Consider the following 21,662-nt stretch of genomic DNA (forward strand, 5'->3'; position numbering starts at 1 on the left):
AATCTAGTAATTCCACATATCATTTTCCATGTCAAGAATCTGTGCCTTGATTCTGTCACTTTCTTCCAGCTGCTCATCAGCATTTTTAGGAATATAGTCTTTAATAGTACCATCTCCTAAACCGCTTGAAGATTTATAAATGATAGAAGAGAATCTTCTTGCATTGATAACATCATCGAAGGATAGATCAGCAGATGAATTTTTTCTATTGAAAACATAATTATTTGCTAAAATATCTCTTGCACTTGGATAATAGATCCAGAATAAGTCGATCAATTCATCAGCACCAGCTAAAGGCTGACCGTCAGGACCAATTCTTCCAACAGATGTAGGATCTGGTCCCATAGCTGCAATACCAAGAGGTCTGTATTTCATTTGACCGTCTCTCTTATCGATAAACCACATACCCATCACTTTAAGAACTTTCACCTTATCAGTAGTTGTTCTGATGATATCTGTTAATCTTTTCTTCTCGTCCTCTGTAAGCGTTCTTCCAGAGTTAAGGATATCGATAGCTTCTTCGTCAAGTCTTACACTTTCCAATCTTTTCTGAATGGCTTCAGGTGTAAGTCTTGTAACGAAATTTTCATCATCATAAACTTCTTTGATGTCACCTTTAAGTGCTCCATCAAGCAATAACTGATATAAGGATCTTGTAGAACTTGAAAGAAGTCCATCTGGATTGTCATAATAGAATGGCTGGTTGATCTTATCATTCATATCAATGATCTCCCAAACAAACATACTCTTGTAAATATCTTTGTCATCAACAAAACCATATTCAAGAGGTTTTACTTTATTGCTGATAACAGTATCCCCTGCTTTTCTCATTGATTCAGACCTCATTTGTCTAAACTCCTCGGGAGAAGCAGCATTCAGAATAGTTTGGGAAAACGCGAATCCCGAAACTAAAACTAAAAGGGTGCTAATATATTTTTTCATAATATGATTTTACAAATTAACCTTATTGTACATTAATAATTACAGGTGAAATCTCCTTAAGCCTCTGGTTTCCAAGTCCTGTAGCAGTTGCCTGAATATCATAGATCTGAACTACATCGCCAGGTCTAAGATTTCTAAGCATACCTTCTGCTCCGGATAATGAACTACCTTGAATCAGAGTACCTGCTTTTCCTGGAAGCTTGATGATAAAGCTATTTACAGTAAATGAAACAGGGAAGTCAAAGTCTGGTAAAGTAGCTGAAATAATCTGGTTAGGTATAGAACCTGCCGGCATAAAGTTTACTGCTTTACCTCTGATCTGACCCTGAGGTCTAGGAATATTCTTAATTCTATATTCAAATACCTGAGAAACAGTCTTGCCATATGGATCAGTTCCTGATAATGTTAATTTAACTACATTTCCTGTAGTAGGAGTAACATCCCATTTACCTGTACCTGTACTTTTCACAGTAGCTCCTGCAGCAGATAATGAAAGTCTTGAATTGTCAGCACCTAAGATTGATCCTGAAACAGGGTTCTCAAGTCCTCTATACATTACATTCATTTTATCTGCAGAAAGTAATAATCCTTTTTCAAGTTTTACTTCTCTTGGTCCTGCAATTACATTATACGTATGCGTCCAAGGGAAAGGTTGTGATTTACCTGTAGCATCTGTCAATGTAATAGTACCTCCTAATTTATGCTCACCAATTCCAGAACCTGAAATATTAATAATCCCTTTACCATTTTCTACTTTGCTTACTCCAGAGATGCTGATCTTATTACTGTTAGAATAAGTACCCAACATTACTTTTACTTCAGCTTGTTTTCCTGCCTGGATATCCACCGGACCAGAAACAATAGGCTCATAGCTTGAGAATTTAATACTCGCATCTACTTTTTCCTGAAGTAATAGTGCCAATGCATCAGACTGTACGTTTCTGGCATCATTTTGGATAATTTCCAAATTAGATATTGCAGCAATTAACGGCTGATGGTAAAATTTATTTTGGAACCAAGTCTTTTCGTTTGGAGATTTCCCTTTAGGATATTCTGCAATAAGAGACTTGTTAGCTCTTTCAACTAAATCTTTAAGCTGAGCATTATTACCAAAAGTAGCATTGATGTAGTTTCTTACGTCATCAATTTTAGCTTTTAGATCTAATGCATTCTTTGATGGAGAATTTTCATCTCCTTCTTTAAAGAAATATTCAGTAGTTGCTTCGTTATTGTTAAGTGCAGCAAAGTTCTCACTTACATCAATATCTTTTCCTTGAGCATCTTTTTCATGAAATTCAGACTGTTTTTTCAACAGATCTTTGATATCCTGAGAAGATTTTACCAATACATCAATCTTAGATTTCAGTACTTTATACTGAGACCAAGGCTGTGCGTAAGTATCAGGAACCTGCTGAGCTTTAGCTTCCAGCGTTCTTTCAAATATCTTTTCGTTCTTTTTTTCTGTTAAAGTTCTGGTTTCATTCAATGCTCTGGTAGAGTCATAGTATGATCTGATGATTTCTGCATCAATATTTAGGGCCATCATCGCGATGAACACCAAATACATCAGGTTGATCATCTTCTGACGAGGGGTCTTTTTTCCTTGTGCCATTCTCTTTTCTTTGTTTTTTGATTAAGTAGTTAAATTTAGAAATGGTTTAGGAATTAAGACTTCATAGCAGTTAGCATACCACCATAAACTCTATTTAAATTATTAAGATTAGAAGTTAAACCTTGTAGTTCTTGATTGAATTTCTCAGACTGCTCTGCAGATTTCTGCATGTCTGCTACATATTTGTTAGCAAACTCAGATTGTTTTTTACCGCTTTCCAATTGCATTGTATAAAGAGCGTTCATACTTTCCATATGCTGCGCTGCTTTATTTAATTGGTCATTGTATTTATGAGTAGAAGCAGAAACATCAACAGTTTGGTTGATCTGATCTACAGAGTTTGAAAATTTATCAATTCCTGTTCTTAATCTTTCAAATAATTGAACATCTAATCTAGCATCTTCAAGCATTTTGTCCAATTTAGTAGAAAGAGAGTTTTCTAATTCAGCAAATTGAGCTGCAGCATTATTATTTCTAGAAGAAACATTAGAGTGTAAAGGATTTGGGTTAGCATGTTTATCTAATAACTCAGGATAAACATTTTCCCAAGCATAAGACTCTTCAGATTTTGGAGGGTCAAATGCAAAAATGATAAAGATAATCGCCTCAGTAATAAGCCCTACTGTAAGAGCGATATTACCATTAATTGGTCCCAAGGTAATGTGAGTAATTTTAAGCCAAGCTCCAAGAATTACAATTGCAGCACCGAATGAATAAAAGAAATTCATCCAAGCATCTTTAGTCTTAAACATATTGAGTTAGTTTTTTTAATGTTAAATAAAATTGTTATTGAAAAATTGTCTGATTAATTTCTGTTAACTCTTCTTGGCTTAACAGCTGCTTCAGGAATATCCTGTACAGTTCTGAATCCGATATAGCTTCTTGCGGAATCTTTTCTTTCCCAATCTCTAGCACCTGTCATCAGGGCATATCCTATATCTTTCCAAGATCCACCTCTTACAGATTTCTTCGTATCTTTTTTATCCTTAGTAGAAGGATTTAATGTAGAAGAGAATCCACCTGAAGAGTTGTTAAATGAAGATAATGTCCATTCAGAAACGTTTCCAGCCATATCAAATAACCCAAACCCATTTTTCTTAAATTTCTTAACTGGAGCTGTATATGTATAAGTACCTTTTTTCTCGTCTTCCATGTAGTTACCTCTCTTCGGTTTGAAGTTAGCAAGGTAACAACCTCTGTCATCCATTAAATATGGACCACCCCAAGGGTAAGTAGCATTTTGCATTCCACCTCTTGCAGCATATTCCCATTCTGTTTCTGTTGGAAGACGGAACTCTAATGGTCTTTGTTTTTTTCTTTTTAAACTTTCGTTGTAATCAGTTTTCAATTTAGATCTGAAGTTACAATAAGCTCTTGCCTGATCCCAGGTTACTCCAACTACAGGATAGTCTTTGTAAGCTTTGTGCCAGAAATACTGTTCAAACAATGGCTCATTGTAAGCAAAGTGGAAATCTTTTACCCAAACGGTAGTATCAGGATAGATCGCGATACTTTCGCTTTTCAGATAATTAGCTCCTCTTTCGTTATCAGCAACTGCAGCGTCCATATCTCCCCAACGGTAAGTATATTTAAGCTTGCTTACATCTAAAATTCTTTCGTTTCCAATTCTGGAAGAAGAAGGTAGATACAGAGATTCTAAAACTTCTGCGTATTCTACATCCGGATATTTTGTTGTGCTCCAATGCAAAGGAATTTTCCAATCCAATCTTTTGCTGGCATCATAACTTCCGTCTTCTCGGCCCCCCTGGCCTTCCATATATTCTTGATAAGGTGTTAAGTTTTCTTCTTTTTTAGCAAGATATGCATAGTCTCCAATGCTAGCTCCTTTACGTCCGCCTTCATCACCACCTTCTCCGGCAGCTTCAGCTAGTAAAGTTCTCGCAATAGAGTCTCTTACATAATTGATAAATACTCTGTACTCCGAGTTGGTAGTTTCTGCTTCATCCATGAAGAAAGAAGAAACAGTAACAGTCTTCAATGCTGACTTTTCAGGAGTATTTGTTGGATCCTGGTCTGCTAAACCAGCAACAAATGAACCTGCAGGAATTGCGACCATTCCGTATGGTCTTTCCGCAACAAATGATTTAGTTTTTTCTCTTGGTATCAATTCTCCTTTTGTTCCTGGCTTCCCTACAGAAGAGCTGCCACCACCTGAACAAGATACCGATGCTACCGACGCAGACAATAATAAAAGAAATATCCTTTTCATGTTAATTTTTATAATTAAGCCGTAAATATATAATTTTTTTAAGAAACTTTTAAGATTTTTTTTGAAATAACGGAAGAAATCTAAATTTATTTTATTTACAACAACTTTTTACTCCACGGTTACAGATTTTGCAAGGTTTCTCGGTTGGTCTACGTTGGCTCCTCTATATACTGCAATGTAATAAGCAAGCAGTTGCAGAGGTACGGAAGCAACAATAGGAGAGAAACACTCTGAAGTTTCAGGGATTTCAATAACATAATCTGCCATTTCACTCACCTGACGGTCTCCTTTATTCACTACAGCGATAATTTTTCCTTTTCTCGCTTTAATTTCCTGAACATTACTTACAATTTTATCATAGTGACCTTTTTTAGGCGCTATAATTACAATTGGCATGTTTTCATCGATCAGGGCAATCGGACCGTGCTTCATTTCTGCAGCCGGGTATCCTTCTGCATGGATGTAAGAAATTTCTTTTAGTTTTAATGCTCCCTCTAAGGCAGCAGGATAATTGTATCCTCTTCCTAAATAAAGGAAGTTGGTCGCTTTCACAAAATCTTTTGCAATATTCTGAGTCAGCTCATGGGTCGTATTCAACACTTCTTCAATTTTCTTAGGAAGAGCATCAAGCTCAGCAATTAAGCTCATAAATTCAGCATTTCCTAAGTTTCCGTTGTGTTTTCCTAATTTAAATGCAATTAAAGTAAGAATAGTAAGCTGTGCTGTAAATGCTTTTGTAGAAGCAACCCCAATTTCAGGACCAGCGTGTGTATATGAACCTGCATCAGTAATTCTTGCAATGGAAGAATCTACAACATTACATATACCATAAATAAATGCACCTTTTTCTTTTGCCAGCTTCAAAGCAGCCATCGTATCAGCTGTTTCTCCAGACTGAGAAATGGCAATCACCACATCTTTATCTGTAATGATAGGATTTCTGTATCTGAATTCTGATGCATATTCTACTTCAACAGGTATTCTTGCGTATTCTTCAATAAGGTATTCTCCGATAAGACCGGCATGCCATGAAGTTCCACAAGCAATGATGATAATTCTGTTAGCGTTTTTGAATCTCTCAAGGTGATCCCAGATCCCAGCCATTTTGATTACTCCTTCATCAACAAGAAGTCTACCTCTCATTGTATCATGTACAGATTTAGGCTGTTCAAAGATCTCTTTAAGCATAAAATGCTCATATCCACCTTTCTCAATTTGTTCAAGGCTCATTTTAAGCTCCTGAATTTCCGGCTCAATTTTAGAGTTATCATTGATGGTTCTTATATCTACTCCATTTTCAAGAGAGATCGTTGCCATATGTCCTTCTTCAAGATAAATGGCTTCTTTTGTAAATTCTACGAAAGGTGAAGCATCAGATGCAATAAAATATTCTTTATCTCCGATTCCTATGGCAAGAGGAGATCCTAATCTTCCTACGACCAATATCCCCGGATAATCTTCATGAAGTACAGTAATTGCATATGCTCCATATACTTCATTCAACGCATATCTTACAGCAGTTGGGAAATCTATTTCTGGATTAAGATCCATAAAATATTGAATAAGGTTTACCAATACTTCAGTATCTGTTTCCGATTTGAAGGTAAATCCTTTTTCAGTAAGCATTGTTTTAATGGTATCATAATTTTCGATAATACCATTATGTACAATTGCTATTTTTCCGTTGTTTGACAAATGCGGGTGGGAGTTTCTGTCACTTGGAACACCATGGGTAGCCCAACGGGTGTGTCCCATTCCAATTTTATACTTCCCTTTTAATTCTTTCGAAATATTCACCAAATCCTCGACCTTACCTTTTGTTTTTTCAACTTCCAGTTTATTATCTGGACCTTCTAAAACAATCCCGGCACTGTCATATCCTCTATATTCCAATCTTCTAAGACCATTGATTACAATTTCGTAAGCGTCTTGAAAACCTGTATATCCTACTATTCCGCACATATTATTTTGTCTAGTGTTTTTTTATTGTATTCTATTTTTTTGTAGCGTAAGTCACTTTCAGCTGGACTCTGTTCGCATTCGTTTTATCTGATGAACCTGTAAAAATAATTCTATTCATATCAAATGCTCTTGTCGTATTACGAACTCCTAAAAGGTTTCCTGTAGCATTTGCAGCAAATGTTCCAGCATTGATCCAAAGTGGTTTATTGGTTATCAGCTGTTCAACTCCATCAACTGTTTCTTTTTTTCCTTCAACAAGATCCTTGATTGTTTTTGTCACTACAAAATCGTAATAACCTTTACTCTCATTATAACTATATAAACCAAGCCCGGCTAACAAATCTGATGTAAAGGCCAGTTTTGAGAAATCAACAGTACCATCAGCTTTCATTGGATTCACTGCAAATCTGCGGTCTTCCGTTGAATTTGTATTTTTCCAGCTTGCCGGATCTAAATATACTCTGATCTTAGCACTTAGAATACCTGCTTTGTCTTTGTTATAGATGTCTCTAAGAGCAGCAATGGTAGCATCAGGAATTTTCACTACTGCAGAAGGACCTCCCATTCCCTGAACGTAAAGTTTCGCGTCCCCAATATCAGTATTAATTGATGCCAATGCGTTTGCTGAAGGAGTTCCACCTCTATTGTATTCATACTGCCCGATATGAGCATTAATACCTCCTACATTGAAAGCAAGCGTTGTTTGCGGTCTTGTAGTTGTTCCGTTATCTGTTTTATCATATTTATAATACATGATAAGCTGCAAGTCGTTAGGAGAGAACTGGTAAAGGTATTTATCAGTTTCATCCACAGAAATTCTTATCCCTTTAAAATATCTGATAAAGTTAGAAGCATCCTGAAGTTCAGGTTTTCCTTTTTTATCAAGAATATGAGTCTGGAAAAAGTCTGTATTGCTCAGTTTCATTCTGTATCCAAGATTTCCTGTAAATACAACAGAATTATCAGATTTTTTGGTAATAGATACAGAGCTTATGTTTCCGTTAAATACTCCTGAACCTAACAGTTCACCAGTACTTACACTCACATTGGAACGTTTAAAAATATCGTTGTTTGAGTCTAAGAACGTAGTAACTTCATGTACATTGATCTTCATTGATTTTGAAGCCCCTCCTATTTTACCGTATTTACGAACAGGATATGTTTTCTTCTCTATCGAAACCGCTGTAGCCACTCCATCTACGGGGAAATCACTTTTATCGAATGTACTAGTCTTTAATGAATCACTTTCAAAGAAATAAGTATTAGAAATAGTATTTGCTGGAGGTCTTACTACCAAAACAACAGAATCTACCTTTGGATTGGCACCATTAAAGTCAAAATTATCTACCGGCATTCTTAGCTGAGTAATGTAAGAAGCTTTCTGCATTCCGAAGTTGCCTTCTGTAAAAGCACCAAGCACACCTACTGTAAGGGCACCCCCACTTTCATTTAATCCGTTGATCAATCTGGCTGCATCACTTCTGATGGAATCATTATTATTGTAGTTGTATGCAACAACGTCATATGAAATTTCATTCCCTTGTGCTGCATCATTGTTAAATAACTGTTCTCCAAGAGAATCCGGATCAGGTTCGCAGTTATAAAGGATTGTACTTCCGAAAATCGCCAGTAAAAGTACGGCGAATGTCTTTTTAAGATTATGAGTCATTAAAAATGTGTTTTTAATAAAGTTGATTTATAGAATCTATATCCAGATATTCCGACTTTTGGATAGTTGTTTCGTTGAAAGCCTTATCCAGGTCTTCATCCAGAAACTCGTCACCTTTCACAACGGCATCTACATAGTTCATACTTTCGATAACAAAGCTTTTAATCGTTGGGTTATCTAACGCTTTTAATCCTGAAATATTATCGAACTTTAGTTTTTCGTCGATCTTTTTATCCAGGTCAGCATCTTTCTCATTGTAAAGAGAAAGTACAATTTTCGCGTCTTTGAAGTAAGTATCTGATTCGTAGTAAGTTTTAAGATAAATTGGAACAAAAGAAGACATCCATCCGTTCAAATGAATAACATCTGGTACCCAGTTTAGCTTCTTAATGGTTTCAATAACCCCTCTCGCAAAGAAAATAGCTCTTTCGTCATTATCTTCGAAAGGGTTTCCTTCATCATCGAAATAATATTGTTTTCTTTTGAAGTATTCTTCATTATCAATAAAGTAAACCTGAAGTCTTTCCCCCGGAAGAGACGCTACTTTAATGATTAGAGGCTGATCCAGATCATTGATAATGATATTCATCCCTGAAAGGCGGATTACTTCATGAAGCTGGAACTTTCTCTCACTTATTTGTCCAAATCTTGGCATAAAAACTCTTACATCATTGCCTTCTTGGTGCATCTTAAGTGCCATTTTGTTTACCACTGCAGCCATATTCGTGTCTTCTTGATATGGATACATCTCTGTAGTAATGTACAGTATTTTTTGATTCGGCATAAACTTTCTATCTAATTTTTGTAAAAATGCTTTAATGTGCAAAATTACAAAAAAACATCCAACATTATTTTAATTAACATTTTTTTACGAAAATTCCCTTTTCCAAATTATTAAAACTGCATATTATTATGCGATATTTTTACTATTTTTGAAATAGCATTAAAATAAACTATGGAAGTTATAAAAAACAGGAAAGTCCTTCAGGATTTCATTGAAAGACAGAAAGAAATGGGAAAAAGAATTGGCTTTGCTCCTACTATGGGTGCTTTACATAAGGGTCATCTTTCTCTGTATGAAGAGGCAAGAAAAGAGAATGACCTTGTTATTTCTTCAGTTTTTGTAAATCCAACCCAGTTCAACAATCCTGAAGATCTTGAAAAGTACCCAAGAGATATCAACAGAGACATTCTGATTCTTCAGAATTCAGGTCTTGTGGATGCTGTTTATATCCCTGAGGTAACAGATATTTACCCTGAAAAAGCTGAGAGCCAGCGTTATGATTTTGATGGATTGGAAAATGAAATGGAAGGAAAATCAAGACCGGGACATTTTGACGGAGTAGGAACTGTTGTAGAGGAACTTTTCAGACAAATAAAGCCCGATAATGCTTATTTTGGAGAAAAAGATTTCCAGCAGCTCGCTATTATTAAAAAAATGGTAGACAAGAAGCACATTCCTGTTAAAGTAACGGGAGTTTCTATTTACAGAGCAGAAAACGGATTGGCGTTAAGCTCAAGAAACCAAAGGCTTCATGAAGATCGAAAAGAAGCTTCTAAAGTGATTTATGAGACGTTAAAAAAAGTAAACGACTGGTTTAAAACCGTTACCATACCGGAAATCAAAGAAAGAGTTGCTGATATTTTCGACAACCAGCAGGGAATGAAACTGGAATACTTTCTTATAGCAGATGAAAAGACACTACAGGAAACAGATTTCTTCTACAAGGACAGAAATTTCAGAGCTTTTATAGTAGTAGTTGTGGACGGAGTGAGACTTATTGACAATATGCATTTAGATTAAAACATAAAAGAAAAATCAAAGGATTCTCCTTTTAATAAAATAACAAAAAGCAGCTCTGATCGTAATATATGATCAGAGTTTTTTATTTTTTATACCTTAAAATAAAGATTAAAACGGAGATATTGGCCTAATGCTAAGTATAATGTGATTATAATTGTATCTAAATATAAAAGAATATATGTACAGACTTTGATTAATAAAAAAAATCAAAGGCCTCCTGAGGGAAGCCTTTGAAACACCAAATCACAAAATATTAATATGAAAAAAATTTACTTTTCAGTAAACTTGTGACCCGGCTGGGATTCGAACCCAGGACCCATACATTAAAAGTGTATTGCTCTACCAGCTGAGCTACCGAGTCGGCCACAATTAAAATGAAATAAATTTCAATATTAATTATAAATTTTTCTTTGCAGTGCCTGCGACTGGACTCGAACCAGCACATCCTTAGGAAACCACCCCCTCAAGATGGCGTGTCTACCAATTTCACCACGCAGGCAATAAAATTACAAAATTTAGTAATTTTTATTGCTAGTGACCCGGCTGGGATTCGAACCCAGGACCCATACATTAAAAGTGTATTGCTCTACCAGCTGAGCTACCGAGTCGGTCACCTATTTAACAAGTTTTCATTAGAGTAATGTCCCTTGTTTTAAGTGGTGCAAAGATATGACTTTTTTCTTTATCTCAAAACTTTTTCGCAAATTTGTTTAAAAAAAATTCATGGTAATTTCATTGATCGGATACATGGGAAGTGGCAAATCTCACATTTCCAAAATATTAAGCGAAAAAATCAATTTTAAACTCATTGATCTCGATAAAGAGATTTCCAGAAGAAATAAATTAACCATTCCTGAAATATTTGAAAAGAAGGGGGAAATTTACTTTAGAAAGCTGGAAAGAGAGGCCCTGGAAGAGATATTGGCTTCGGAAGAAAATTTAGTTTTAAGTTTAGGTGGGGGAACTCCTGTTTATTATAACAACATGGAGATCATTAATCATAATTCTAAAAGTATTTTTCTGAGAACTTCTGTAGGTACATTGGTTGAAAGACTTTCAAAACAGAAGGAAAAAAGACCTCTAATTGCTAATATTTCTGATGAAGACCTCCCGGAATTCATCGCTAAGCACTTATTTGAAAGAAATCAATTCTACAGTAAGGCTCAGTTTAGCATAGGGACAGATTCCAGGGAACCGGAAGATATTGTTAACGAAATAGTAGAAAAGCTCTATCTCTAGAGCTTTTCTATTTTTATTTTAATCTTCCTTTTCATCCCCATTATTGGTCTCTCCAAAGAAATCATCCCAATCTGTAAAATCAGAAGCAATATCATTTCCTACATAGTCGTCCATTTCTCTTCGATCTTTCTTGGTAGGTCTTCCCTCCCCTTTGTTTCTGTAATAGTCTTGTGACATTTTGCGAATTTTCAGCAGTTCGTACTGTTCCTTATCGGTCACATCCTGGATATGAAGCGGGACTAATTTGGCTCCAATTCTACTTTTAGGTATCTGAATGACCTTTATTTTATAGTCAATTTGATTCTTACGGATTTTAATAGTATCTCCTTCTTTTACCTCCTTAGATGACTTTACGGCAGACGTTCCTATAGAAACTCTATTCTTTTTAATCTCCTCTGCTGCAATATTTCTCGTCTTATAAAAACGAATGCTCCATAAAAATTTATCTATTCTCATAATTTTTTATACTTTTGCCGTTATATTATTTGTAAAGTAATTAAAGTTTTTTGAAATGAAAAAAATATTTTTATATATCCTTGCAGGATCTTTGTGTTTTTCTGCTTGTAAAAAAGATGATGATGTGTCAACCTATGTAGAGCCGGAAGACATTACAACACAAAACACATATGATGATCAAGCCATTAAGAAGTTCATGAATGAAAACTATCTCGATGCACAGGGAAATATAAAAGCTTTCAGTTCTACGGATACTTCAGATGATAATGAAAAGAAATTATCTGACTTAGATTATAAAACACTTCCTTCGGGAACTATTTATATCATTAGAAACGGAGCGCAGCCTTCACCAGCTGATGAACAAGCTATTGGCAGCACAGATATTCTTAAAGTAATGATGAAAGCTACCACGTATCTTGCGATCAATACAGACGGACAGTCTTTATTTACTGCTGCTACAGATTTCATGAATACAGTAAACGGAACCGGAATTCCTGCAATTGATCCTAAATATTATTATACATCTCCAAATGATCCATTAATCAAAAATGCAACTACTGATGCTGCAAAACAGCAAAGTTATTATATGATTGAAGGTTTCAGTGAAGCGATGCAGAAGTTTAAAGCATTTAATAACTATCCTAGCGAAACGCCTTACAACTTACAGGGAGTAATTATTGTTCCTTCAAGAGCTGCTTTTGCAAGAGATCCTTACTTCCCTTACAATTATCCAGGGTACAGCCAGGTGATCTCATTGAGAAATAAAACTTTTGTTTTCAACTTCCAGGTATATAACAGATCAACAAGACCATAAGTTATAACATAAAGGTTTAAATAAAATAATAAATAACCCCCGCAATACGTATTGCGGGGGTTATTTATATCTCTATTGTGGCTAAAACTAAGGTCTTGCCTTTTGCTTTACATTTCCTAAAATATCCGGGAAGTAAAGGTCTGCAAGGTGATCAAATTCATCTCCTCTCATAAACATGGTAGCATCTACCTCTTCATAAGAGCTTCTTCCCGCAGCAGCAATCAGTTCATTACAGGTGTGAAGTGTATTTTTATGGAAGTGATACACTCTTTCTGCTTTATCAGTCACATCAAGCCCTTTAATAAGCATTTTATCTTGTGTAGCAACTCCTGTAGGACAGTTGTTGGTATTACATCTCAACGCCTGAATACATCCCAAAGAGAACATAAATCCTCTGGCATTGTTACACATATCAGCTCCCATTGAAATGGCTCTCAGAATATCAAGGCTGGTAAGAACTTTCCCGCTCGCAATCACTCTTAATTTACTTCTTACGTTGTAATTATTAAGTGTTCTGTTGACAAATATCAAAGCGGGCTCCAATGGCATTCCTACTCCATCTGAAAATTCCGGTGGTGCTGCTCCTGTACCTCCTTCTGCACCGTCTATGGTAATAAAGTCTGGATAAATTTTCAAAACATTCATTTGTACACAGATATCTTCAAACTCTTTGGTATCTCCGATACAAAGTTTAAATCCAACCGGTTTTCCTCCTGAAAGTTCTCTCAAATGCTGTACGAACCTCAACAGTCCTGCTGCATCAGAAAATGAAGTGTGTGAGGGTGGTGAAATAACAGTCATACCGGGTGTTACGTGACGAATTGCAGCAATTTCCGGAGTATTTTTCACGCCCGGAAGTACTCCACCGTGTCCCGGCTTTGCTCCCTGCGATAATTTGATCTCAACCATTTTCACATTGGGAAGCGTAGCATATTTTTTGAAGAGTTCAGGATTAAATTTCCCTTCCTCATCACGGCATCCGAAATACCCTGTTCCTATCTGCCAGCATAAATCACCTCCTTCCATGTGATGGGGTGAAACTCCTCCTTCTCCTGTGTTGTGATAGAAATTTCCTTTTTTTGCGCCTCTGTTCAGTGAAATCTGAGCTCTGTCGCTCAATGCTCCGAAACTCATTGCGGAGATATTAAGCAGAGATGCATGATAAGGCTGTGTACACTGCTCTCCTCCTACCCAGACTCTCGGAAGTTCTTCTGAAGGGGATTTTGCATAAATAGAATGCTTAATTCCTTCATATTTTCTGTGATTAACCTCCAGCTGTGTACCAAAAGCTACGGTATCACTTAAGTTTTTAGCACGTCTGTATACTGCAGAACGCTGATTTCTTGGAAATGGTTTCCCGTCTGTTTCCCTCTCAATAAAGTATTGTTGCATTTCGGGTGAAATGCTTTCGAAAAAATATCTGAGATATCCCAATACAGGAAAGTTCCTCAAAATAGCGTGTTTCGATTGGTAAGCATTGTAAACACCCAATGCATAGATTGCGGATAACAGTGTTGGTATCCAATAATGCGTTCTGATCAGCAGTGCTATAATCCATGTAGCAACTACTAATACAATTCCCCAAGATAAAAACTTATCTCTCATGAATGTAGTATTTAAAGTTTAAAAATAAATTTAGTGGAAATTTTGCAAAGAGCCTATGCTTTTGCTAAAAAATTTTGGTAGGAAGATTGCACTGAAACCGTGCCATCTGACAGGATTTTTTCTAAATTTAGAAATTCGATTTGATTGACGAATGCAGGATCAAAGTCTTTCTGGACTCTCACATAATTTTCTGTGAAGCCAAACATTTTCCCGTCTTTATTTTCATGCTCCCAAAGAACAGGAAGCGTTTTTCCAAGTTGTGTCTGATAAAATGCCATTTTCTTCTTTTCAGAGAGAATTCTCAGCATTTTATTACGTTTTTTTCTTTCTGGTATCGGAACTACTCCTTCCATATCAGCAGCTTCTGTATTTTCTCTTTCAGAATACGTAAATACATGAAGATAGGTAATAGGAAGTTCATTAAGGAAATTATACGTTTCCATAAACTTCTCCTCAGTTTCTCCCGGGAATCCTACAATAACGTCTACACCAATAGCCGCATCAGGCATTACCTCGCGGATTTTGTTGACTCTGTCATTATATAATTTGGTAAGATAACGACGTTTCATCTTTTTCAAGAGGTCATCGCATCCCGACTGTAATGGAATGTGAAAATGCGGAACAAAGCTTTTGCTTTTGGAAACCAGCTCAATGCTTTCATCTTTCAAAAGGTTAGGCTCAATAGAAGAAATACGGATTCTTTCAATTCCATCTACTCTATCCAATTCTGAAATAAGATCAAGAAACGTATGCTCATGTCTTTTATTTCCGAATTCACCTTTACCGTAATCTCCGATATTTACTCCCGTAAGAACAATTTCTTTGATGTCTTTTGCCGCAATTTCTGCTGCATTTCTAAGAACATTCTCAATAGTATCCGAACGTGAAATTCCTCTGGCTAATGGAATCGTACAGTAAGTACATTTATAGTCGCAGCCATCCTGTACTTTAAGGAAAGCTCTGGTTCTGTCACCAATAGAATAACTTCCGATAAAGAAGTCTGTCTCTTCAATTTCACATGAATGAACGACTCCTTCACTCTCAGATTTCTCTAAATCGTCAAGGTAGCTCAGAATATTGAATTTTTCTTTTGCCCCTAAAACAAGGTCAACGCCTTCAATCTGTGAAATTTCTTCAGGTTTCAGCTGTGCATAGCATCCAACAATGACTACCAGCCCTTCCGGATTGGCTTTCATTGCTCTTCTTACGTGAAGTTTACATTCACGGTCTGCATTTTCTGTCACAGAACATGTATTGATAACATACACATTCGCTTTTTCATCAAAGCTTACCTTATCATAACCTGCATCTGTTAATTGACGGGCAATAGTAGATGTTTCTGCAAAGTTTAGTTTGCAGCCAAGTGTATGAAACGCGGCAGTTCTGTGAAAAGTAGACATTTGTTACTCCTGAATTTTATGGGTGCAAAGATAGTAATTTTAATAAGAACGCAAGATCGATTCAATCTATTGTTTATATTCGTCCCTTACTTCGGGCTGTTTTGAAAACAGACGGGGGATGAATTGGGCTCCGGCTGACTATTGGAAATTTTGCTTTTCATTTCAGTATTAAACTCTTGAGAGCGGTTTTTTGCAATAGATAATGTACCCCAGTCTTCATTTTTCATCATTTTAGCAATATAAACAACCTGTCCAATATGATAGGGGTAATGAGCCAACTGTCGGAAAACAGCATCAATAACAGAATGTGCCTCTCCTCTTATATAAATTGTTGAGTAGATATTTTCATCATTTATCTGATTCAAAGCTTCAAAAAGACATTTCCAGCCTTTTTCCCAGTAATCAAGAACCTCATCTTTTGTCTTAAAAGTATTGACAAATTCTTCATCGCGATGACGCCAGGATTTCTCACCGTCTTCTGTCAGGAAGTTTGTCCATCTTGAAAGCATGTTTCCTGCAAGATGTTTTACGATAATGGCAATAGAATTACTTTCTTCGTTGTACTGCCAGAACATCTGCTCATCCGTCAACCGGTCAAATGTCTTATCACCAAGTGATTTATAGTATTCGAATCGTTTTATAAACAGGTCTTTCATTCTTTCTATTTTGATCCCTAATTTAATAACTTTTAAAAATAAAAACCACTTCAATGAAGTGGTTTTATCTATGTATTATATTTTTTGTTACTCTCTGTTTTTTACTAATACCCAACCTGTAAATTTGATTGCCGTATTCTTTTTATCATTTTCATTCCATGTGATAGAATACCAATAGGTTCCGGTAGGCACTACTCTTCCGCCCTGAGTACCATCCCATTTATAACCATTTGATTTGTCTGCCTGGAAGATTTTATTTCCATATCGGTCAAAAACATTCATGATCAGGTTCTGTTTTCTTGCTAACGCGGAATAATCTATTACATCATTCATCCCATCTGCGTTAGGGGTAATCACGTTGACCAGATTAGGGACAACAATTCCTATCTCTATTGGATCACAGTCGTAAGCATCTTTTACTAATACTTTATGGTCTCCTCTTGAAAGATTATTGAAAACATTGGAATCCTGCCAAATAATATTATCCATTGAATATTTATAAGCCGGGGTTCCTCCTATTACAGATATCGTCACCGTATTATTGGAAATATCAATACCGGAAACAACAGGCTGGTCAGAAGGCAGTACTTTTACAGTTTGTGTGGTAATACACTCTCCGGTTTTAAGTTTCACCCAATACACTCCGATTCCTGCTTTAATAGTTCGCGTCGTAGCTCCGGTACTCCATTCATAGCTTTTAAATCCTGCTCCCGCATCCAGTGTGGTCTGATCTTCTGCACAAATGGTTACATCTTTCAGAGTATCAGAATATACCGGTGCAATAACGACTAAAGTAATTCTGGCTACTGTATAACATCCCTGAGCATTAGAAACTCTTACGTATACAAATCCATTAGGAGCAATATAATTAGTAGGGGTAAGAATCTCATTAGTCTGACTGACAGCATCCGTCAATGAAGGGTAATATTTTTTTGTTGGATTTGTCTGACCCGTTACTGAAGCATTCACAAGATTGAAAGAGGCAGTAGATGGATTGGATTCGATGAAACATGATCTCAAGGTGACCTCATTCACTACCACTACCGGATAGAATTTCAAGGTAATCTGAGCAACGGCAGTACAGCCAAATTCTGATATGATCTTTACATAAATAATCCCTTCTGCAGAGACAAACGCCATAGGAGTGGTAATTTCATTGATCCCGGCGTTAAGATCTGCCATCGTATGATAATATTTTTTAGTAACGTTTGGATTGTTAATAACATCTGCTGTCGTCAAATCAAACAAGGCTGTTCCTGCATTATTATTGTTACATTCGGTCAATGTTACATTTTTAGCTGTAATAGAACCGTCTTTGAATTTAAATTTTCCAACCTGTTTGCATTTATTAAGTGGATTGGTCGCGTTCGTTGGATCGGTATAATTGATACTGTAATAATAAACAGTAGTTGTATTTACCGTTATTGGAGCTGTAATAGGATTATTTCCCGTTAAGGCATCATTCTGAGTCAGATGATAGCTTACATTAAAATTTTGATTTCCGTTAAGAATTCCCATAGACAGCGTAGAAAAATCAAATAAAGCTGTAGGAGAACATATTACAACTTCTCTTGGGTCTGCAGGGTTCGCAGCCGGAATCCCAGGAGGATTAAACGGCTGGGTCTGAATACCCGGATCTGTGAACGGAGAAGCCAGTGTTGCTGTTCCTCCCCATGTCAAAGAAAATGGAGCTGTCGTAGAACTCGTTGCACTCACCCAGTTATCAATGAATAAATAATAGGTTTGCCCCGGTAAAACATCCAGGTATTTACAGTAAGGTGTAAGAGAACCTCCGGCAGCACTCAGAATGGTGCTTGTCATATTTAATCCTGTAGCAGGACCTGGGCCGATAACCGTTGCCGCATTACAACGTATTGGTGATCCCAAACTTCCACAGGTTACATTAGGACCAAAAATAGCCCAATCGTAATCGGCATCAGGGTTATTCGGAACAAGATCAAAAGTAAGTGTACCTCCGGTAGCAATCGTAATTTTATACCAAATTGAGTTGTGCTCTCCAGTAAAGTCTATACAGCTTCCTGAATTGACAAGCTCTTTTATGTTACCATATCCTGTAGGGCTGTAGGTGATATTTGAGTTTCCGCAAACAGACAATGCAGTGGCACAATCCGCTTGAGCATAGAAAGTATGAGAGATACACAGAAGTATGAAAAGTAAAAGTTTTCTCATATATTAATGTTTTTATGGTTACATTAGTGAGGCATCATATTGATAGTCAATGCACACCAAATATACCTATATTTTAATTACAAACAATGAAATCAGAATAATTTTAAATTATTTCAAATTAAAACATTAAATAATTAAACATATAACAAAAAAACCATCATTTTATACTGGTAATATTCCCACACAGGTTTTCGAGGTGGAGTATTTTATCGAAAGGACTTTTCACTTCTTTCAAATGCTCTTTATCCTGAATAAAAGTATATCTGGAAGCAATAGAATTCATATCAGAAACAATCACCAGCCAGCATTCATCCACTGAGGTGTCGTAGTAGGGAAATTTTTCGTTCTTTTTTTCTATGAGTTCCAGAATCTTTTCTGAGCAGAGTTCATCAAAAAGATTCATATTGTATTCATGCGTGATAAAAACATTTCTCCGGTGAAAGGATTTTCTTATACTCTTTACACAGCCTACTCCCTTATTCCGCTTGATACTTTTATAGATACTGATGATATTATCCTGCTGTACTTCCAGGTTATCAAATTTAGTTTCCGGATAGAATTCTAAAAAATAAACACCACGATATTTCGTAGTGTCTTCCTGTTCTAATAATATTTCTGCCTGACGAAACATCTTATTCAAAGTACTTTCTACTTTCTTCATTTCCAGATGATTGATCACTTCAGTCAGTTCTATTCCAATTTTTTTGTCGTTTAATTTTGCGATAAAGTCTGGACTCTCGCAGGTAAGGTTTTCAAATTTAACTTCGGGGAAATGATGCATAAAAGAGTTGAGAAGAAGGATCTCCGACTTCTTTCTGTATTTTTCACGATCATGAAGCAGAGATTCGTCTATGGTACGGTGATATTTCTCCATGGGCTTTTTTTTCAAATGCCGATTCAGATAATATAAACTCAGATTCTTGATCAGATCTTCCTCAGAAAATGTCTTTTTCATGTGTGATTTTTTTATTTAATTAAGAACACATGCTGCCATTGGCTTTCACCACTAAAAGTTTTTGATAATCAAAATTTTACACTCTTAAAGGTAAGTAAAAAAAGCATTCAATACTTCATTTTAAAATTAATTTATCTGTTAATTAATGTAAAGTTTATTTTCATTATTAATACCTTTGGCTTTTTAAACACAAACACACATTTATGGATTTTAGGAATTTCAGAATACCCTACAACATCAATCCTCAATATTCAAAAAAAACCGCTTATTTCTCGATGGAATTTGCTCTTGAGCAGGTTCTGAAAATATATTCGGGAGGGCTTGGCTTTTTAGCAGGATCTCATATGAGAAGCGCCTATAATCTTAAGCAGGATCTTATCGGAATCGGTATCCTATGGAAATTCGGTTATTATGACCAGGCAAGAAATCATGATCAGACTTTACAGCCGGTATGGACAAGGAAAATGTACAGCTTTCTCGAAGACACCGGAATAAAATTTCAAATCGAAATTCACAGTGCTCCTGTCTGGGTAAAAGTATGGTACCTTGATCCTGAAATTTTCAATACGGCCCCTATGTTTTTTCTTTCAACAGATGTTCCGGAAAATGATCATGTTTCCAAAACAATCTGCCACAAATTATATGATGCGAATGAGTCTACAAAACTGGCACAATATATTTTATTAGGAAAAGGAGGTGCAAAGTTACTGGATGAAATGAATACTGAAAGGGATGTTTATCACCTTAATGAGGCCCATGGACTTCCTGCAGCATTCCATCTGTTAAAAAAGTACAACGGAGACTTGAATAAGGTTAAAGAAAAATTGGTTTTTACCACCCATACTCCTGAAGAAGCGGGTAACGAAAAGCACAGTTTCAGACTATGTTATGATATGTCCTATTTCTCCGGCTACAGCATGGAAGAAGTAAAAAATATTGAAGGTTCCGACGATGACCGTTTCAATCATTCTCTTTGTGCATTAAGAATGGCAAGAATCGCCAATGGAGTTTCCCAGCTTCATGGTGTCGTTTCCCGAGCGATGTGGAGTAAATATCCGGGAATCTGCGAAATCACATCGATCACCAATGCCCAGGAATTTAAATATTGGTCAGATAAGCCTTTATACAACGCAAAAGATGAAAATGATGCAACGGTTTTCGATTACCGCAAAAAGCATTTAAAGAAAAAACTGTTCAGCATTGTAGCAGACCAAACAGGAAATTTATTTAATCCCAATATTTTCACCATTGTCTGGGCCAGAAGATTTGCAGGCTATAAAAGAGCAGATCTTCTTTTACATGATAAAGAAAGATTCTACAGACTTTTGAATAATCCAAAATATCCCGTACAAATCATTTGGGCAGGAAAACCTTATCCAATGGACTATTCGGCTATTTCTACCTTTAATACACTGGTGGAAGAAAGTAAAAACCACAAAAGTATAGCCGTTCTTACGGGTTATGAACTTTCTTTAAGTAAATCTTTAAAACAGGGTTCTGATCTGTGGCTTAATAATCCTAGGGTTCCAAGAGAAGCGTCTGGTACTTCCGGTATGACTGCAGCGATGAACGGGTCTGTCAATTTATCCACAGATGACGGATGGATTCCAGAATTTGCAAAACATAGAGAAAACTCTTTCGTAGTTCCAAAAGCTGATTATCAGAATATGAGCATCTACGAACAGGACAATTATGATTTAAACAAATTATATGAAATTCTTGAAAATGAAATTCTTCCGATGTATTATGACAATCCAGATCAGTGGAGAAAGATCCAGCACAACGCTATGGATGATGTGAAAGATCATTTTAATAGTGACAGGATGGCGGATGAATATTATAGAATTCTTTATAATGAAGCGAAATAGTAATTTTGCTTTCTATAAAAAATGCCTGGAAAAAATTTCCAGGCATTTTTTATAAGTTTATTTACTTTTTTTCTTTGCAGGTACTTTCAGGCCTTCTTCTCTCGCTTCAGAAATACCAATGGCAATGGCTTGTTTTCTATCGGTCACTTTCTGTCCGGAAGAAGATTTAAGTTTCCCTTCCTTGAATTCGTGCATTACTTTTCCTACTTTGTCCTGAGCTTTTTCTGAATATTTAGTCTTGCTCATGATGAGATTTTTTT

General features: G+C 36.1%; 18 protein-coding genes and 3 tRNA genes. 4 read left to right on the forward strand and 17 right to left on the reverse strand.

The annotated features are described in order from the left end of the window. Positions 1-3 precede the first annotated feature (3 nt). The 7 genes from gldN to DBR39_RS02840 all read right to left on the reverse strand — a co-directional run bounded on the left by gldN (position 4) and on the right by DBR39_RS02840 (position 9,199). Entirely contained in the window at positions 4-942 is a 939-nt protein-coding gene (gene gldN, locus DBR39_RS02810) for a gliding motility protein GldN (RefSeq protein WP_124530759.1), read from the reverse strand. 22 nt (positions 943-964) lie between these two features. After that, positions 965-2,554, reverse strand: a complete 1,590-nt coding sequence (locus tag DBR39_RS02815; RefSeq protein WP_124530760.1) for a GldM family protein — start codon at positions 2,552-2,554, stop codon at positions 965-967. A 53-nt stretch (positions 2,555-2,607) separates the two neighbouring features. Further along, positions 2,608-3,306 carry a gliding motility protein GldL gene (gene gldL / locus DBR39_RS02820; RefSeq protein ID WP_103232175.1) on the reverse strand — a complete coding sequence of 233 codons (699 nt, stop codon included), beginning with the start codon at positions 3,304-3,306 and terminating at the stop codon, positions 2,608-2,610. 53 nt (positions 3,307-3,359) lie between these two features. Next, the gene (gene gldK / locus DBR39_RS02825; protein ID WP_124530761.1) at positions 3,360-4,784 is read right to left on the reverse strand and encodes a gliding motility lipoprotein GldK; all 1,425 of its coding nucleotides are present in this window, start codon (positions 4,782-4,784) and stop codon (positions 3,360-3,362) included. A 108-nt stretch (positions 4,785-4,892) separates the two neighbouring features. Beyond that, entirely contained in the window at positions 4,893-6,746 is a 1,854-nt protein-coding gene (glmS, locus tag DBR39_RS02830; RefSeq protein ID WP_124530762.1) for a glutamine--fructose-6-phosphate transaminase (isomerizing), read from the reverse strand. 31 nt (positions 6,747-6,777) lie between these two features. Continuing rightward, on the reverse strand, positions 6,778-8,415 hold the full coding sequence (locus DBR39_RS02835; RefSeq protein WP_124530763.1) for a DUF4270 family protein: 1,638 nt from the start codon (positions 8,413-8,415) through the stop codon (positions 6,778-6,780). Positions 8,416-8,428: 13 nt separating this feature from the next. Beyond that, the gene (locus tag DBR39_RS02840; protein WP_124530764.1) at positions 8,429-9,199 is read right to left on the reverse strand and encodes a glycogen/starch synthase; all 771 of its coding nucleotides are present in this window, start codon (positions 9,197-9,199) and stop codon (positions 8,429-8,431) included. Between the two features lie 171 nt (positions 9,200-9,370). Between DBR39_RS02840 and panC the strand changes: the two genes are divergently transcribed. Further along, the gene (gene panC, locus DBR39_RS02845; RefSeq protein ID WP_124530765.1) at positions 9,371-10,219 is read left to right on the forward strand and encodes a pantoate--beta-alanine ligase; all 849 of its coding nucleotides are present in this window, start codon (positions 9,371-9,373) and stop codon (positions 10,217-10,219) included. A 288-nt stretch (positions 10,220-10,507) separates the two neighbouring features. Here the strand turns inward: panC and DBR39_RS02850 are convergent. From DBR39_RS02850 to DBR39_RS02860, 3 genes are all read right to left on the reverse strand, one after another. Beyond that, a tRNA-Lys gene (locus tag DBR39_RS02850) sits at positions 10,508-10,580 on the reverse strand. Positions 10,581-10,635: 55 nt separating this feature from the next. After that, positions 10,636-10,718: transfer RNA gene (locus DBR39_RS02855), tRNA-Leu, on the reverse strand. Between the two features lie 36 nt (positions 10,719-10,754). Next, positions 10,755-10,827, reverse strand: a tRNA-Lys gene (locus tag DBR39_RS02860). Between the two features lie 115 nt (positions 10,828-10,942). On the opposite strand from DBR39_RS02860, the gene DBR39_RS02865 reads away from it, so the two are divergent. After that, positions 10,943-11,458 (forward strand): shikimate kinase, encoded by a 516-nt coding sequence (locus tag DBR39_RS02865; RefSeq protein WP_103232181.1) that lies wholly within the window; start codon positions 10,943-10,945, stop codon positions 11,456-11,458. An 18-nt stretch (positions 11,459-11,476) separates the two neighbouring features. On the opposite strand, the gene DBR39_RS02870 is transcribed toward DBR39_RS02865, so the two are convergent. Then, positions 11,477-11,914: an RNA-binding S4 domain-containing protein gene (locus DBR39_RS02870; protein WP_103232182.1), complete on the reverse strand. Its 438-nt coding sequence runs from the start codon at positions 11,912-11,914 to the stop codon at positions 11,477-11,479. Between the two features lie 55 nt (positions 11,915-11,969). On the opposite strand from DBR39_RS02870, the gene DBR39_RS02875 reads away from it, so the two are divergent. Then, on the forward strand, positions 11,970-12,728 hold the full coding sequence (locus DBR39_RS02875) for a hypothetical protein (RefSeq protein WP_124530766.1): 759 nt from the start codon (positions 11,970-11,972) through the stop codon (positions 12,726-12,728). 87 nt (positions 12,729-12,815) lie between these two features. Here the strand turns inward: DBR39_RS02875 and DBR39_RS02880 are convergent, their stop codons facing one another. The 5 genes from DBR39_RS02880 to DBR39_RS02900 all read right to left on the reverse strand — a co-directional run bounded on the left by DBR39_RS02880 (position 12,816) and on the right by DBR39_RS02900 (position 19,534). After that, on the reverse strand, positions 12,816-14,333 hold the full coding sequence (locus tag DBR39_RS02880) for an FMN-binding glutamate synthase family protein (RefSeq protein WP_124530767.1): 1,518 nt from the start codon (positions 14,331-14,333) through the stop codon (positions 12,816-12,818). Positions 14,334-14,386: 53 nt separating this feature from the next. Beyond that, positions 14,387-15,733: a tRNA (N(6)-L-threonylcarbamoyladenosine(37)-C(2))-methylthiotransferase MtaB gene (mtaB, locus tag DBR39_RS02885; RefSeq protein WP_124530768.1), complete on the reverse strand. Its 1,347-nt coding sequence runs from the start codon at positions 15,731-15,733 to the stop codon at positions 14,387-14,389. 86 nt (positions 15,734-15,819) lie between these two features. Next, entirely contained in the window at positions 15,820-16,389 is a 570-nt protein-coding gene (locus DBR39_RS02890) for a DUF1572 family protein (protein WP_185147120.1), read from the reverse strand. An 87-nt stretch (positions 16,390-16,476) separates the two neighbouring features. Further along, positions 16,477-18,579 carry a T9SS type B sorting domain-containing protein gene (locus DBR39_RS02895; RefSeq protein WP_124530769.1) on the reverse strand — a complete coding sequence of 701 codons (2,103 nt, stop codon included), beginning with the start codon at positions 18,577-18,579 and terminating at the stop codon, positions 16,477-16,479. 157 nt (positions 18,580-18,736) lie between these two features. Beyond that, positions 18,737-19,534 (reverse strand): hypothetical protein, encoded by a 798-nt coding sequence (locus tag DBR39_RS02900; protein ID WP_124530770.1) that lies wholly within the window; start codon positions 19,532-19,534, stop codon positions 18,737-18,739. A 203-nt stretch (positions 19,535-19,737) separates the two neighbouring features. Between DBR39_RS02900 and glgP the strand changes: the two genes are divergently transcribed. Continuing rightward, positions 19,738-21,402 (forward strand): alpha-glucan family phosphorylase, encoded by a 1,665-nt coding sequence (gene glgP / locus DBR39_RS02905; RefSeq protein WP_124530771.1) that lies wholly within the window; start codon positions 19,738-19,740, stop codon positions 21,400-21,402. A 57-nt stretch (positions 21,403-21,459) separates the two neighbouring features. On the opposite strand, the gene DBR39_RS02910 is transcribed toward glgP, so the two are convergent. Continuing rightward, positions 21,460-21,648, reverse strand: a complete 189-nt coding sequence (locus DBR39_RS02910; RefSeq protein ID WP_103232618.1) for a DUF6496 domain-containing protein — start codon at positions 21,646-21,648, stop codon at positions 21,460-21,462. Between the last annotated feature and the right edge of the window lie 14 nt (positions 21,649-21,662).

This window comes from Chryseobacterium sp. KBW03 (assembly GCF_003852415.1).
Taxonomy (GTDB): Bacteria; Bacteroidota; Bacteroidia; order Flavobacteriales; family Weeksellaceae; genus Chryseobacterium; species Chryseobacterium viscerum.